The organism is Pandoraea soli, from assembly GCF_902459595.1.
GTDB classification, from domain to species: Bacteria; Pseudomonadota; Gammaproteobacteria; order Burkholderiales; family Burkholderiaceae; genus Pandoraea; species Pandoraea cepalis.
Map to the genome: position 1 here is coordinate 43,211 of NZ_CABPSG010000002.1, position 15,374 is coordinate 58,584.

The 15,374-nt window shown below is 63.2% G+C and carries 15 protein-coding genes; 10 read left to right on the forward strand and 5 right to left on the reverse strand.

The window, feature by feature from the left end; translation table 11 throughout:
• Window positions 1-264 precede the first annotated feature (264 nt).
• From rplU to proB, 4 genes are all read left to right on the forward strand, one after another.
• Entirely contained in the window at window positions 265-576 is a 312-nt protein-coding gene (rplU, locus tag PSO31014_RS04150; RefSeq protein WP_010803930.1) for a 50S ribosomal protein L21, read from the forward strand.
• A 28-nt stretch (window positions 577-604) separates the two neighbouring features.
• On the forward strand, window positions 605-865 hold the full coding sequence (gene rpmA / locus PSO31014_RS04155; protein WP_017234735.1) for a 50S ribosomal protein L27: 261 nt from the start codon (window positions 605-607) through the stop codon (window positions 863-865).
• 151 nt (window positions 866-1,016) lie between these two features.
• Entirely contained in the window at window positions 1,017-2,147 is a 1,131-nt protein-coding gene (cgtA, locus tag PSO31014_RS04160; RefSeq protein WP_150550472.1) for an Obg family GTPase CgtA, read from the forward strand.
• 112 nt (window positions 2,148-2,259) lie between these two features.
• Window positions 2,260-3,393, forward strand: a complete 1,134-nt coding sequence (gene proB / locus PSO31014_RS04165) for a glutamate 5-kinase (RefSeq protein WP_150550473.1) — start codon at window positions 2,260-2,262, stop codon at window positions 3,391-3,393.
• Window positions 3,394-3,512: 119 nt separating this feature from the next.
• Here the strand turns inward: proB and PSO31014_RS04170 are convergent, their stop codons facing one another.
• Together PSO31014_RS04170 and PSO31014_RS04175 are read right to left on the reverse strand one after the other, a co-directional pair.
• Window positions 3,513-4,091, reverse strand: coding sequence for a CNP1-like family protein (locus PSO31014_RS04170; protein ID WP_174976384.1), 579 nt, complete (start codon window positions 4,089-4,091; stop codon window positions 3,513-3,515).
• A 142-nt stretch (window positions 4,092-4,233) separates the two neighbouring features.
• Entirely contained in the window at window positions 4,234-4,884 is a 651-nt protein-coding gene (locus PSO31014_RS04175; protein WP_150550475.1) for an RNA pyrophosphohydrolase, read from the reverse strand.
• Window positions 4,885-5,097: 213 nt separating this feature from the next.
• Between PSO31014_RS04175 and PSO31014_RS04185 the strand changes: the two genes are divergently transcribed.
• On the forward strand, window positions 5,098-6,837 hold the full coding sequence (locus tag PSO31014_RS04185; RefSeq protein ID WP_150550477.1) for a proline--tRNA ligase: 1,740 nt from the start codon (window positions 5,098-5,100) through the stop codon (window positions 6,835-6,837).
• A gap of 115 nt (window positions 6,838-6,952) precedes the next feature.
• Here PSO31014_RS04185 and PSO31014_RS04190 read toward each other — a convergent pair whose 3' ends face one another.
• Window positions 6,953-7,501 carry a hypoxanthine-guanine phosphoribosyltransferase gene (locus PSO31014_RS04190; protein WP_150550478.1) on the reverse strand — a complete coding sequence of 183 codons (549 nt, stop codon included), beginning with the start codon at window positions 7,499-7,501 and terminating at the stop codon, window positions 6,953-6,955.
• A gap of 111 nt (window positions 7,502-7,612) precedes the next feature.
• Window positions 7,613-8,977, reverse strand: a complete 1,365-nt coding sequence (gene ffh / locus PSO31014_RS04195) for a signal recognition particle protein (RefSeq protein ID WP_150550479.1) — start codon at window positions 8,975-8,977, stop codon at window positions 7,613-7,615.
• A gap of 112 nt (window positions 8,978-9,089) precedes the next feature.
• Between ffh and PSO31014_RS04200 the strand changes: the two genes are divergently transcribed.
• The 3 genes from PSO31014_RS04200 (at window position 9,090) to PSO31014_RS04210 (ending at window position 10,950) form a co-directional block, all read left to right on the forward strand.
• Window positions 9,090-9,974 (forward strand): cytochrome C assembly family protein, encoded by an 885-nt coding sequence (locus PSO31014_RS04200; protein ID WP_150550480.1) that lies wholly within the window; start codon window positions 9,090-9,092, stop codon window positions 9,972-9,974.
• 6 nt (window positions 9,975-9,980) lie between these two features.
• Entirely contained in the window at window positions 9,981-10,259 is a 279-nt protein-coding gene (locus PSO31014_RS04205; protein WP_150550481.1) for a PP0621 family protein, read from the forward strand.
• Window positions 10,260-10,437: 178 nt separating this feature from the next.
• Window positions 10,438-10,950 (forward strand): DUF1269 domain-containing protein, encoded by a 513-nt coding sequence (locus PSO31014_RS04210; protein ID WP_026132105.1) that lies wholly within the window; start codon window positions 10,438-10,440, stop codon window positions 10,948-10,950.
• 90 nt (window positions 10,951-11,040) lie between these two features.
• On the opposite strand, the gene PSO31014_RS22820 is transcribed toward PSO31014_RS04210, so the two are convergent.
• A complete protein-coding gene (locus PSO31014_RS22820) occupies window positions 11,041-11,169 on the reverse strand; it encodes a hypothetical protein (RefSeq protein WP_281349050.1) in 129 nt (42 codons plus the stop codon).
• 256 nt (window positions 11,170-11,425) lie between these two features.
• Here PSO31014_RS22820 and ampD point away from each other — a divergent pair, with 256 nt between their 5' ends.
• Both ampD and PSO31014_RS04220 read left to right on the forward strand, forming a co-directional pair.
• The gene (gene ampD, locus PSO31014_RS04215) at window positions 11,426-12,025 is read left to right on the forward strand and encodes a 1,6-anhydro-N-acetylmuramyl-L-alanine amidase AmpD (protein WP_150550482.1); all 600 of its coding nucleotides are present in this window, start codon (window positions 11,426-11,428) and stop codon (window positions 12,023-12,025) included.
• Between the two features lie 375 nt (window positions 12,026-12,400).
• Window positions 12,401-15,355: a ribonucleoside-diphosphate reductase subunit alpha gene (locus PSO31014_RS04220; protein ID WP_150550483.1), complete on the forward strand. Its 2,955-nt coding sequence runs from the start codon at window positions 12,401-12,403 to the stop codon at window positions 15,353-15,355.
• Window positions 15,356-15,374 lie beyond the last annotated feature (19 nt).

A 15,374-nucleotide genomic window follows, 5' to 3' on the forward strand; every position in this document is an offset into this window, starting at 1 on the left:
TGAGGAAAATTTCGCCCCAAATTATATAGTGGGCGCGGCGACTTTCGGGGACCAGCCCCGCGGTTTGACAGGTTTCACGGAAGTCTTTGACGCAAAAGGAGAAAGTCTGTATAATCTTCCGTTTTCGTGCGCGCATTCGTTGCGTCAAGTCCGAGAATACCTAGGTATGGCGGTCTGCGGCGGTGCGATGGGCTGGTAAGTCGAGTCCTTTCGGGACCCTCGGCCTGCACGGAAAATTCTCTTGTTTATGAGTGAGGTTCAACAATGTACGCGGTCATAAAAACCGGCGGCAAGCAATATAAGGTTGCTGCTGGCGAAAAACTTAAAGTAGAACAGATACCGGCTGACATTGGCGCTGAAATCACCATCGACCAGGTTCTCGCCGTAGGCGAGGGCGAATCGATTAAGTTCGGTGCGCCGTTGGTCAGTGGGGCTTCCGTCAAGGCTACCGTTATCGCCCAGGGTCGTCACCCCAAGGTGAAGATTTTCAAGATGCGCCGTCGCAAGCACTACCAAAAGCGTCAAGGCCATCGCCAAAACTACACCGAGCTGCGTATCGACAGCATCAACGGCTAATCGATCGAGCTAGGTAAGGAGTTAAGTCATGGCACACAAAAAAGCAGGCGGATCGTCCCGTAACGGCCGCGATTCAGAGTCGAAGCGCCTCGGCGTGAAGGTGTACGGCGGTCAGGCGATCCTGGCTGGCGGCATCATCGTTCGCCAACGTGGTACTCGTATGCATGCCGGCGAAAATGTCGGTATTGGTAAGGACCACACGCTGTTTGCACTGGCCGACGGCCACGTGCAATTCGCCATCAAGGGCGCAGCGAAGAAGCAAGTGGTTAGCGTGGTGCCGGCAGCGTAAGCTAAGCCTTTTGCCACCAAAAGGCTCCGCTCCCATGCGGAGCCTTTTTTGTTTTTCCCGCCGGTGCGCGGCGAGCATTCTGCGCGTGCGTCGGGCCATTACACAGAATTAGGATCGTCTGCGGACGGTCGATTGAGCGGAACGGACCCCCATGAAATTCATTGACGCAGCGCGTATCGAGGTGATCGCCGGGAACGGCGGCAACGGCTCGGCATCGATGCGCCGCGAGAAATTCGTGCCGTTCGGCGGACCCGACGGCGGCGACGGCGGTCGCGGCGGCAGCGTGTTTGCCGTGGCGGATCGCAATATCAACACCCTGATCGATTACCGTTATGCGCGCAAGCACCTCGCAAAGCACGGGGAATCCGGTCGAGGCGCAGATTGCTACGGCAAGGGGGGCGAGGACGTCTACTTGCGCATGCCCGTCGGCACCATCATCAGCGACATGGACACCGGCGAGACCATTGCGGACCTGACCGAACACGGTCAGGAAGTCGTGCTCGCACAAGGCGGTGCGGGCGGTTTGGGCAACCTCCATTTCAAGTCGAGCACGAACCGCGCGCCCCGTCAGAAGACGGACGGCAAGCCGGGCGAGCGTCGCATGCTCCAGCTCGAGCTGAAGGTGCTCGCAGACGTCGGTCTGCTCGGCATGCCCAATGCGGGCAAGTCGACGTTCATCGCTTCGGTGTCGAACGCGCGCCCGAAGATTGCCGATTATCCGTTCACGACGCTGCACCCCAATCTGGGGGTCGTGCGCACCGCGCCGGGCAAGAGCTTCGTGATTGCGGATATTCCCGGCCTGATCGAAGGCGCGGCCGATGGGGCCGGCCTCGGTCACCAGTTCCTGCGCCACTTGCAACGCACGGGCCTGTTGCTGCACATCGTGGACATCGCGCCGTTCGACGAAGGTGTCGATCCGGTGGCGGATGCCAAGGCCATCATCCTGGAACTCCAGAAGTACGACGAGGAACTGTTCCAGAAGCCGCGCTGGCTGGTGCTCAACAAGGTTGACATGGTGCCGGAAGCGGAACGTGCCGAGCGCGTCGCCGACTTCCAGAAGCGCTTCGCCTGGGACGGCCCGACGTTCGAGATTTCCGCCTTGACCGGTGAAGGCTGCGAAAAGCTGTGCCTGGCCGTGCAAGAGTATCTGTACCAACAACGCGGCGCCGTGGAAGAAGCGATGGAAGACGCCGCGCAGGATCCGCGTTTTCGCGCGGGCAGTGCCGCCCCGGCGGCCGACGTCGCCCCGCCGACGCTCCCGGACGACGCGCCAAAGGCGTAAACTCCTCGTCACTCAAACGCTGGCGATGGCGCTGCCTGTCATCGCGCCAGCGCCAGCGATCCGGCTGCGGTAGCGCCGTCTTCCCAATACATTCGCAGGAGAATCCAGTTCCATGCGTTCGGTCATCGCCGATGCCAAGCGGCTCGTGGTGAAAGTGGGATCCAGTCTCGTGACCAACGATGGTCGCGGGCTGGACGATGTCGCGATTGCGCGATGGGCACAACAGATCGCCGCGCTGCGGCATGGTGGCGACGCTCGCCCGCCAAAGCAGGTGGTGCTCGTCAGCTCGGGTGCCATTGCCGAGGGCATGCAGCGCCTCGGCTGGGCGCGCCGTCCGACCGCCATCGACGAATTACAGGCGGCGGCGGCCGTGGGGCAAATGGGCCTCGCGCAGGTCTATGAGACGCGCTTCGCCGAACACGGCGTGCGCACCGCGCAGATTCTGCTCACGCACGCCGATCTGGCCGACCGCGAACGCTATCTGAACGCGCGAACGACCTTGCTCACATTGCTCCGTCTGGGTGTGGTGCCGATCATCAACGAGAACGACACGGTCGTGACCGACGAAATCAAGTTCGGCGATAACGACACGTTGGGTGCACTCGTGACGAATCTGATCGACGGTGACGCACTGGTCATCCTGACCGATCAGTCGGGCCTGTACACGGCCGATCCGCGCAAGGACCCCAAGGCCGAGTTCGTCCACGAGGCAGATGCGGGTGACGAGCGTCTCGAAGCGATGGCCGGTGGCGCGGGCACCAATATCGGACGCGGCGGCATGCTGACGAAAATCCTGGCGGCCAAGCGTGCGGCGACCAGCGGCGCGCACACCGTGATCGCGTCGGGGCGCGAGAACGACGTGCTTGTGCGTCTGGCGAGCGGCGAGGCCATTGGCACGCAATTGGTCGCGCGCACGGCCGTGCTCACCGCTCGCAAGCAATGGATGGCCGATCATTTGCAGGTGCGCGGTCGCGTGGTGATCGATGCGGGCGCGTGCAAGAAGCTGACGCAAGAGGGCAAGAGCCTGCTGCCGATCGGCGTGATCGATGTCGAGGGCACGTTTGCTCGCGGCGAAGTGATTGCCTGCGTGGACGAGGGCGGCCTTGAAGTCGCGCGCGGGCTGTCGAATTACAGCGCCTCGGAGGCACGTCTGATTCGGCGTCACCCGAGCAGCGACATCGAGCAGGTGCTGGGCTTTGCGAACGAGCCCGAGCTGATCCATCGCGACAATCTGATCTTGCGCTGAGCCGCAGGGCGGGTCCGATGGCCTCGCGCCTGACAGACAAAACGCCGGCACGCATTTGAAGTGCGTGACCGGCGTTTTTCATCTCGTCGGTCAATCGTTATCGACCGTGCGTCGACGGCTTAACGATAGTTCTGGTTCTGATCGAACTTCGGGTAGCGCAGGTTCTGCACGATTTCCTTGGCGTCGCCCAATGGGGCCTTGTCCCGACAGAGATAGTCGCGGAACAGGATGCCCTGATAGGCGGTTGCACCATACGGACGAATCGGACGCCATTCGCTGTTGCGTGCCGCAACCCATGTGCCATCCGGCCGGCCCGTTGCGTACAGACGCGACTCGAACGACGAGCAATGAATGCCTTCGAACGAGACGTTGCGCGCCCCTTGCTTGCTGCGGATCACGGCGACGTAGCGAACCACGCCGTCGGCCGTCACCTGCACCGACTTGGTGTCGATGGCGTAGTCGAGCGTGGCGCTCGGCAGGGTGGGGAAGCTCACGAGATCGGCGTCTTGCGGGGCCTTCGCCGGCAGGGTGAATTCCGCTTCCTTCCACTTGCCCTTGGACGCTTCCTGCTGGGCAACGTATTCGTCGTAGTCCTGGACGGGCTGCATCGTGCCGCTACAGGCGGTCATCAGCGCCAGTGCGGCCAAAGGGGCCAGAGCGGTCAGGCGCGGGGCGCGGCGAACTAAGGAAAGACGCATGGATTGGGATCGAGAAGTCATTTGGACGGCGGATCATCGCTAGCGGACGATCCGCCCGGTATCCCGTAGGATGCCTGGTCAAAGGGAGGGCGCGGGCGTGACGCCCGCGACCGATGATGGGACAAGCCGGCGGCGGCCCGGTTCAGTGCTCCCGAGGTGGTGTGCCGACAGTGGTGGCGCCTGCCATTTCACTGGCCTCGTCGCCACAACGGCCGCCGTCGCAGGCGTCGTCATCCGCAAGGCTTGCGCCCGGCGGCAATTCGCCGACCCGGGCCCCGGCGCGCGGAAAGCGTCGCCGATCCTGCGGCGCGCGCGCTGCCGAGCGTCGCAGATAACGCGAGAGTTCATTCAGCGCGAGTTGGTAGACCTCACGCTTGAACTCGATCACGGCGTCCAGCGGCACCCAGTATTCGTTCCAGCGCCAGGCATCGAACTCCGGATGCTCGGTGGCGCGCAGGCAGATATCGCAGTCGCGACCGACCATGCGCAGCAGGAACCAGATTTGCTTCTGGCCCCGGTAATGTCCGCGCACTTCGCGCTTGATGAATTTGTCCGGCACCTCATAACGCAGCCAGTCGCGCGTGCGACCGATGATTTTGACGTGTTCTGGCTTTAGCCCGGTTTCTTCGTGCAATTCTCGGAACATGGCTTGTTCGGGCGTTTCGCCGTACTTGATGCCGCCTTGCGGGAACTGCCAGGAGTGCTCGCCCAGCCGCTTGCCCCAGAACACTTCATTGCGTGCGTTTAAGAGGATGATGCCGACGTTCGGGCGAAAGCCTTCACGGTCAAGCATACAACCACCCTTGAATCCTTTAAAATTGCTTCGATTATAAACAGATAATCACCGGCGCGGCGGCCGGCGGCGGCTCGGGTGACCGGGGCGGCGTGTACGGCCGGCGGGTGTCTCAGGGGCGGCGACGAGGTTCGGGCGCGCTCTGGCCTCGCTCCCGGCAACAGACCGAACCGCCGCCCGTGCCGTTGACCCTCATTTTTCCCGGAAATCTGCATGAAAGCCTCTCGTTTCTTCATCGGCACCCTCAAGGAAGCGCCCGCCGACGCCGAGATCGTCAGCCACAAGCTGATGATGCGCGCCGGCATGATTCGCCGCGTGGCCGGCGGTATCTACGATTACCTGCCGATCGGCCTGCGTTCGATTCGCAAGGTTGAAGCCATCGTCCGCGAAGAAATGAACCGCGCCGGCGCGCTCGAACTGCTCATGCCTGCCGTCCAGCCCGCCGAACTGTGGCAGGAGTCGGGGCGCTGGAACCAGTACGGTCCGGAACTGCTGCGATTGAAGGATCGCCACGACCGCGATTTCGTCGTCGGCCCGACCCACGAGGAAGTCGTGACGGACATCGCGCGCCGCGAGATCAAGAGCTATCGCCAACTGCCGGTGAACTTCTATCAGGTGCAGGCGAAGTTCCGCGACGAGATTCGTCCGCGTTTCGGCGTGATGCGCGGGCGCGAGTTCATCATGAAGGACGCCTACTCCTTCGATAAGGACCGTGCCGGCCTGCAGGTTTCCTATCAGAAGATGTTCGACGCCTATGTGCGCATCTTCACGCGCCTGGGGCTGGCGTTTCGCGCCGTGGTGGCCGACAACGGCTCGATTGGCGGGTCCGGCTCGCACGAATTCCATGTGATCGCCGATACCGGTGAAGACGCCATCGCCTACTGCCCGGCGTCCGACTATGCGGCCAACGTCGAAATGGCCGAGGCGCTTGCCCCGCAGCGCGAGCGCGCCGCGCCCGCCGAGGCGCTGACCAAGACGGCCACACCGGGCAAGGCCAAGTGCGAAGCCGTTGCGGAACTGCTCTCGATCCCGCTGGCGCGCACGGTCAAGTCGATTGTACTTGCCACCGACAGCGAAGAGGCCGGCACGACCGTCTGGCTGCTGTTGCTGCGCGGCGATCACGAACTGAACGAGATCAAGGCGAGCAAGGTACCGGGACTGGCGGGCTTCCGCTTCGCGAGCGAGGCCGAGATCGTCGATCGGTTCGGCACACCGCCGGGCTACCTGGGCCCCATCGGTACGAAGCAGCCGGTCAAGCTCGTGGTCGATCGCACGGTCGCAAAGATGAGCGACTTCGTGGTTGGCGCGAACGAGGTCGACTTCCATATCACCGGGGTGAACTGGGGGCGCGATCTGCCCGAGCCGGAAGTCGTGGCCGATCTGCGCAACGTCGTGCCTGGCGACATGTCGCCGGATGGGAAGGGCGAGATTGCCCTGTGCCGTGGCATCGAAGTGGGGCACGTGTTCCAGTTGGGGACCAAGTATTCGGATGCCATGAATGCCACCTTCCTCGACGAGACCGGCAAGCCTGCACCGATGGAAATGGGCTGCTATGGGATTGGCATCACGCGAATTCTTGGGGCAGCCATCGAACAGAACTTCGACGATCGCGGCATCATCTGGCCGGAATCGATTGCGCCGTTCGAAGTCGTGCTGTGCCCGATGGGCTATGACCGCAGCGACGCCGTGCGTGCGACGGCCGATAAGCTCTATGACGACCTGGTGGCTGCGGGTGTCGACGTGATTCTCGACGACCGTGGCGAGCGTCCCGGCGTGATGTTCGCGGATTGGGAGCTGATCGGCGTGCCGCATCGCGTGGTGATCGGCGACCGAGGGCTGAAGGAAGGCAAGCTCGAGTATCAGGGCCGCCGCGACGAACAAGCGCAGTTGCTCGACGTCGCCGCCGTGGCGGATGTCGTCGCCGGAAAGGTGCGCGCCGCCAAGACGATCTGATCAGGTGACATGCCGGTGGGCGAGGGCTCGCTCGCCGGCGCACCCAAACGACAAAGGGGCCTCGCAGGCCCCTTTGTCGTTTGGTGGATACGGAACGCTGTCCCGCTGGCGGCGCTCAGCGCGGCGTGGTCAAGGCGCGGATCGCCGGCAGGTTGCGCCAGTAGCCCTTGGCATCCATGCCGCAGCCGAAGACGTAGCGGTCCGGCACCGTGAAGCCACAGAAATCCGGACGCGATGGCTTGTCTTTCGTCAGAATTTTCTCGCACAGCACGGCGCTGTAGAACTTCGATGCGCCCATTTCCAGGATCCGATCGCGAATCGCCGCCATGGTGGCGCCTTCGTCGAGGATGTCGTCGAGCACGAGCACCACGCGATCGCGCACCGAGTCGCGCGGCGCCACGCGCCATTGCATCGCGCCGCCCGTCGTGGTGTTGTTGTAGCGCGAGAGGTGGATGTAGTCGAACTCCAGCGGGAAGTCCAGGCGCGGCAGCAGCATGCCGGTAAAGACGGCCGCGCCGCCCATGACCGAGAGCACCATCGGGAACTCGTCGCCAACGGCCTCCTTGATGGCCTTGGCCATCGTGTCGATGGACCGGCCGACCTCGTCGGCCGAGACGATCTCTTCGGAATTACGGAAAACTTCGAGGGCTTCTTCGCGGTTCATATGGGGCAACCCTGTGGAACGTGTTGCGGGGAGATGTCGCTATGTGCGGCCCGGAGTATATACGGAATGCCCGCCCGCGTGACGGGGGGGGCAACCGGGCATCGGATCCGGTCAGCGCATCCCGGGCATCATGCCTTTCATGCTGCGCATCATCTTCATCATGCCGCCGCCCTTGAGCTTCTTCATCATGGTGCGCATCTGGTCGTACTGATTGAGCATGCGATTGACCTCCTGCACCTGAACGCCCGCACCGGCGGCGATGCGGCGCTTGCGGCTCGCCTTGATCAATTCCGGCTTGGCGCGCTCGGACGGCGTCATCGCGTTGATGATGCCCTCCATGCGCCGCACCTGCTTCTCGGCCTGATCCATATTGGTCTGGCTGGCGGCGGCCTGGAATTGCGCGGGGAGCTTGTCCATGAGCGACGACAGGCCGCCCATATTCTTCATCTGGCCGATTTGTGCCTTGAAGTCGTTCAGGTCGAAGTCGCCGCCCTTCTTGACCTTATCGGCGAGCTTTTGCGCGGCCTGCACGTCGACGCCGCGTTGCGCTTCCTCGACGAGTGCGAGAATGTCGCCCATGCCGAGAATCCGGTTCGCCATGCGATCCGGGTAGAAGACCTCAAGGCCGTCGAGCTTTTCGCCCACACCGACGAACTTGATCGGCTTGCCGGTGATGTGACGCACCGACAGCGCCGCACCGCCGCGCGAGTCGCCGTCGAGTTTGGTGAGCACCACGCCGGTGAGCGGCAGCGCGTCGTTGAAGGCGCGGGCCGTGTTGACGGCGTCCTGGCCGAGCATGGCGTCGACGACGAACAGCGTTTCGATCGGTTTGAGCTCGGCATGCAGGGCGCTGATTTCCTGCATCATCGCTTCGTCGATGCCCAGACGGCCGGCCGTGTCGACGAGCAGCACGTCATGGTGATGGCGTCGCGCCCAGTCGACGGCCGCGCGGGCGATGTCGACCGGCTTCTGATCGGGTTGCGACGGGAAGAAGTCGGCGTCGACCTGCTTCGTCACCGTCTCCAACTGGGCAATCGCGGCGGGGCGATAGACGTCGGTGGAGACCGTGAGAACCTTCTTTTTCTGCGCGCGCAGCAGCTTGGCGAGCTTGCCGACGGTGGTCGTCTTGCCGGCGCCCTGCAGACCGGCCATCAGGATGACGGCGGGCGGCGTGGTCGCGAGATTGAGTTCGGCGGCGCGGCCTTCGTAGTCGCCGCCCATGAGCGCCGTCAGTTCGCGTTGCACCACGCCGACAAGCGCCTGGCCCGGCGAGAGGCTGGAAATGACTTCCTCGCCGAGCGCCTTTTCCTTGACCTTGGCGACGAAATCGCGCACCACGGGCAGGGCGACGTCGGCCTCGAGCAGCGCGAGACGCACTTCACGCAGCATTTCCTGCGTGTTGGCCTCGGTCAGGCGAGCTTCGCCGCGCAGCGTCTTGACGACCTTGGCGAGGCGCGTAGTGAGATTGTCGAGCATGAAACGTATCCTGTAAGACCTGCAGCGGCCCCGTTCGCCCTGCCGTTCGGCCCCGGAGGGTCGGTGGCGGGGACGGCAGCGCGCCCGTCATGGGCTGGTGTAAACTTCAAACATGACTATTTTACTGTATGCGCTGACCGCCATCCTCTACGCCGGGTTGGCGGTTTGTTCGTGGCAAGGGTATCGGCGCAATGCCGCACTCGCACTGGCGGGCGGACGAGTCGCGCCTGCGCCGGTCGCGGGCACGCCGTCGCGCTGGTCGATGCAGCTTTCGCTGTTCGTCACGCTCGTGCTGCACGGGGTGTTGCTGCATCAGACGATCTTCCGCTCGGATAGTATGCACTTCGGTTTCGCGTACATGCTCTCGGCCATGCTGTGGCTCTCGGTCGGCATCTACTGGATCGAGAGTTTCTTCTTTCCGCTCGATAGCCTGCGCTTGATGGTCACCCCGGTGGCCGCGGTGGCTTGTGTGCTGCCGATGATTTTTCCGGATGTGCGCATTCTCGGCTTTGCGGCGGAACCGATTTTCAAGGCGCACTTCATCATCGCCAACATGGCCTACGGGTTGTTCGCGCTGGCGGCGCTGCATGCGCTGTTGATGCTCTACGCCGAGCGGCAACTGCATCCTTCGCGTCGCGGCGAGACGACCGGCTGGCTGGCGCACTGGCTCGAGACGCTGCCGCCGCTGCTGACGATGGAAAAGCTGTTGTTTCGGCTCATCGGCGCAGGGTTCGTGCTGCTGACCCTGACATTGATCTCCGGCGTGATGTTCTCCGAGGCGCTGTTCGGGCGCGCGGTGCGCATCGATCACAAGACCGTGTTCGCGGTGGTGTCGTGGCTGATGTTCGGCGCGGTGCTGCTGGGCCGGCATTTTTATGGGTGGCGCGGCAAGGTCGCGCTGCGTTGGGTTCTGGCGTCGTTCGTGGCGCTGTTGTTGGCGTATGTCGGTTCTCGCTTCGTGCTTGAGGTGGTGCTGCATCGCATGACGGAGACTTGAAGCGCGATGCGCAATATCTTGTTGTTACTGGTGCTCCTGATCGTTGGCACGTGGTGGATGCGAAGCAACGAGCGCAAGCGCAATACCGAGCGCATGCGCCCGCCAGGGGCAAACGATGCGCGCACGACGGCGCGGCAGGCGCTGCCGCCCGCCGAGCGCATGGTGCGATGCAGCGAGTGCGATACCTATCTTCCCGAGAGTGAGTCCGTCGCTGGCGCGGGCGGTCAGCATTTTTGCAGCGGTGAACACCGCGACGCCTATCTGATGCGCGAACACCGCATCTGAGTCGCGCTGCGCGGCCACGCCGCGCAGCGATGTTCCCGTTCTTCCGCCCTTCCCGTTGTGGCACCTGTACGTGCCGGCTTGCGCATGCCTGCCGCATGCACTAAAACACAGTAACCGGCCCCGCTCACAAACAGAATAATCATCGAGGGGCGCGACGACAGGAGGGCGCAATATGCTAATGCGCAGACGGATGTACTTTCTGCTTCCCGATCTGGCGAGTGCCCAGCGCACGATGAGCGACTTACTGCTCGCCCGGGTCGAGGAACGTCACATCCACTTTATGGCACGTGACGAAATGGACCTGGAGGGACTGCACGAGGCTAACCTGCTACAGACTTCCGATATCGTGCACGGCGCCGAAGCCGGGCTCGTCATCGGCGGGTTCTGTGGTCTGGCAGTCGGTGCAGTCGCCGCGTTTTTCCCCATCGTGGGCACGCGTCCCCAGTGGGAGTTGATGATCGTGACGGCACCGCTCGGTGCGCTCTTCGGCGCCTGGGTGTCGAGCATGATCGGCGTTTCGGTGCCGAACTCGCGACTCAAGACGTTTCGTGAGCCGCTCGAGCGCGGCATGATTCTGCTGATGGTGGATGTGCGCGACGGTCGCGTCGATGAGATTCGAGAGATGCTCAAGGCCCATCATCCTGAAGCGCACATGGAAGGGGTGGAATCCGCCATTCCTGCCTTTCCTTGAACGATGGCGATCATGGCAATAAGCGAGGGCACCGTATCGAAAGCGATGACAGCGTTGGCGAAGACGATAAGTGTCACCGGCCGGAAACGGTCAAAAGCGTCGCACCTGTGAGCGGCGCGGGATGGTGAGCGTGTCGATCGACACGCGAGCGATATCATCCCTGGGCGTGGTCACGCCTACGGAAGCCTCTCGGCCAGGCAAGGCGGGAGGCTTCTTCATTGGACATTCCCTTTCACCGCATGACGACGATTGACGAAACGCCGGCCGCGCGTGAATGGGCTGAGCGTGAGCGGGCTGAACCTCGCGCGCGCCCGACATGCCGCCGACGGCGTCACGCCAAGTGGGCTACAATGGCGCCCCTCGCTCTACGGGAGCCCGCTGTGCCCGTCATGTCCCAGTCATCCACGTGCCCTCACGTTGTGCTCCGGTCGTGCAATTGCGTCACGACGCGTGCCTTGCTGCGGCGAGGTGACGCATGAGTGCGCCGACCCATGTCCCGGTACTCACGCTCGATGCCGACGGATGGATACGCGAAGCCGAGCGACTGCCGTCACCCAACTTCGATGGGCGTCCGGCGGACACGCCGACCGACCTGCTCGTGGTGCACAACATTTCGTTGCCGCCAGGACAATTCGGGGGCGGCGAGATCGCAGCGTTCTTCCAGAATCGGCTCGATCACGATGCGCATCCGTTCTTCGATGAGATCCGCGGTGTTCAGGTCTCGTCGCACTTCCTGGTGCGACGCGATGGTGCGTTGCAGCAGTTCGTGTCGTGCAACGCGCGGGCCTGGCATGCGGGGGCATCGTCGTTCAAAGGGCGAACGCGCTGCAACGATTTTTCGATCGGCGTGGAACTCGAGGGCACCGACGACCTGCCGTATGCGGCTGCGCAGTACGTCACGCTGGCGGCGCTCACGCGAGCGTTGCGTGAGCATTATCCGATTCAAGCCGTAGTCGGACATGCCGATATCGCACCGGGACGCAAGACGGATCCGGGGCCTTGCTTCGAGTGGCAGCGATTGCGCCGGATGGCGGCGCTGAGCCCCCAGACATTGCCGTTTCAGCCGGCCGACTAATCCCCTTCCAGGGACAGGTTTTGCTTGACACGGCGATGCCACGGGCCTTCCCGGCGAGAGAAATTTTTGGGTTTGCGGAGTGCGTCATCTCCACTATACTTAGTGAAAATTCAGGTGCCGACCACTACATCTAGTGGTTGATGTCAGGTTCGGCACAGAATGCAATCGCCATCAATACCGTGCTTTTCCTGCGGCGTTTTTGCGGGGCGGCACAGCAGCAAAGCCGTGCAGCGGACACCTGAAACCTTGGCCGTCCGTCGGTCGTGCGGTATCCAGCACTTCGCTCCACCGGCGTCCCTAGGGCGCATTTTTGCCGGCCGTAACCCTGGTAAGAACGCGCTAACAGCACCATCTCATTGGAACGGGAGTTTTTACATGCAGACTAACGAAAACCTCACCCGCCCGACCCCGACGCCTGCCGCGACCTCCGGCAATGGTGCGGGTGCGTCGGCGCCCCAGACGACGGGTGCCTTCGAGCCGGCGACCAACGCCGACTTCAAAGTGATTCGACGCAACGGCGCGGTGGTGGGTTTCGAGCCGTCGAAGATCGCGATCGCCGTGACGAAGGCGTTCCTCGCCGTGAACGGCGGACAGGGCGCGGCGTCGGCCCGCGTACGCGAACTCGTGGAGCAGTTGACGGGGCACGTCGTGCGCGCCCTGATGCGCAGCCGCCCGAACGGCGGCACGTTCCACATCGAAGACATCCAGGATCAGGTCGAACTCGCGCTGATGCGTGAAGGCGAGCACAACGTGGCGCGCGCCTATGTGCTGTACCGCGAGAAGCGTTCACAAGAGCGCGCGCACGCGGTTGAGGCCACGCAAGAAGCGGCTACGCCCGATGGCCCGGTGCTCAATGTCACCGACAACGGCGTGGTGCGCACGCTCGATATGTCGGTGTTGCGCGGCGTGGTGCAGGCTGCCTGCGAAAATCTCGGCGACGAAGTCGTGGCCGAACCGATCGTGACCGAGACCCTCAAGAACCTGTACGACGGCGTGCCGCTGTCGCAGGTCTACGACTCGGCGATCCTCGCTTCGCGCACTCTCATCGAGAAGGAACCGGCGTACAGCCAGGTCACGGCGCGAATCCTGATGCACACGATCCGCCGCGAGATCCTCGGCGAAGAAGTGCCGCAGGGCGAAATGGCCGCGCGCTACATCGAGTACTTCCCGCGCTTCATCAAGCAGGGTGTCGACGCCGAACTGCTCGACGAGCAACTGCTCTCGTTCGACCTGGCCAAGCTGAGCGCCGCGCTCGACGCATCGCGCGATCTGCAATTCAACTATCTGGGCCTGCAGACGCTCTACGATCGCTACTTCCTGCATATCGACGGTCACCGCATCGAAATGCCGCAGGCGTTCTACATGCGCGTGGCGATGGGGCTGGCGCTCAATGAAGTCGAGCGCGAAGCGCGTGCGATCGAGTTCTACCAGATTCTGTCGAGCTTCGACTTCATGAGTTCGACGCCGACGCTGTTCAACTCGGGCACGCGTCGCTCGCAACTCTCGTCGTGCTACCTGACGACGGTCTCGGACGACCTGGAAGGCATCTACGAAGCCCTCAAGGAAAATGCACTGCTCTCGAAGTTTGCCGGCGGCCTGGGCAACGACTGGACGCAGGTTCGCGCGCTCGGCTCGCACATCAAGGGCACGAACGGCAAGAGCCAGGGCGTGGTGCCGTTCCTGAAGGTGGTCAACGACACGGCCGTGGCCGTGAATCAGGGCGGCAAGCGTAAGGGCGCGGTGTGCGCCTACCTGGAAACGTGGCACCTGGACATCGAGGAATTCCTCGAGCTGCGCAAGAACACGGGCGACGACCGTCGCCGCACGCACGACATGAACACGGCGAACTGGATTCCCGATCTGTTCATGAAGCGCGTGATGGAAGGCGCCGAGTGGACGCTGTTCTCGCCGGCGACCTGCCCGGACCTGCACGACAAGTACGGCAAGGCGTTCGAGCAGGCTTACACCGCCTACGAAGACAAGGCTGCGCGAGGCGAGATCAAGCTGTTCAAGAAGGTGCCGGCGCAGGCGCTCTGGCGCAAGATGCTGGGCATGTTGTTCGAAACCGGCCATCCGTGGATCACGTTCAAGGATCCGTGCAACATCCGCTCGCCGCAGCAACACGTGGGCGTGGTGCACTCGTCGAACCTGTGCACGGAAATCACGCTCAACACGAGCGAGACCGAAATCGCCGTGTGCAACCTCGGCTCGGTGAACCTCGTGGCTCACATGAAGCAGACCGCGAACGGTTACGAACTCGATCACGACAAGCTGCAACGTACCGTGCGCGTGGCGATGCGCATGCTCGACAACGTCATCGACATCAACTACTACGCGGTGGCGAAGGCGCGCAATTCGAACCTGCATCACCGTCCGGTGGGCATGGGCATCATGGGCTTCCAGGACTGCCTGCACCTGCTGCGCACGCCGTATGCCTCGAACGCCGCCGTCGAATTTGCCGACCGTTCGATGGAAGCCGTGTGCTACTACGCCTACTGGGCGTCGTCGGAGTTGGCCAAGGAACGTGGTCAGTACTCGTCGTACAAGGGCTCGCTGTGGGATCGCGGCATCCTGCCGCAGGACTCGCTGGCGTTGCTGGCCGAAGCGCGCGGTGGTTATATCGAAGTCGACATGTCGGCCACGCTCGACTGGGACAGCCTGCGCAAGCACATCGCTGCGCACGGCATGCGCAATTCGAACTGCGTGGCGATCGCCCCGACCGCCACGATCTCGAACATCATCGGCGTCTCGGCCTGTATCGAGCCGACGTTCCAGAACCTGTACGTGAAGTCGAACCTCTCGGGCGAATTCACGGTCGCCAACGAGTACCTGGTGCGTGACCTGAAGGCGCGTGGCCTGTGGGACGAAGTGATGGTCGCCGACCTGAAGTACTTCGACGGCTCGCTCGCCCGTATCGACCGCGTGCCGGCCGACTTGCGCGAGATCTATGCCACGGCGTTCGAAGTCGAGCCGAAGTGGCTGGTCGAGGCGGCGTCGCGTCGTCAGAAGTGGATCGATCAGGCGCAGTCGCTCAACATCTACATGGCGGGCGCTTCGGGCAAAAAGCTCGACGAGACGTACAAGCTGGCCTGGACGCGTGGCTTGAAGACCACGTACTACCTGCGTACGATGGCCGCGACGCACGTCGAGAAGTCGACGGTGAGCCACGGCGCGCTGAATGCGGTGAGCTCGGGGGGCGTGACGCCGAGCGGAAGCTTCTCGGCCGAGCCGACTTCGCCGGTGGCACAACCGATGCCGGAAGCCGAAGGCGCGGTCTGCACGATGCGTCCGGGCGATCCGGGCTTCGACGAGTGCGAGGCTTGCCAGTAAGCTTGCGCTTGCGGTGAGA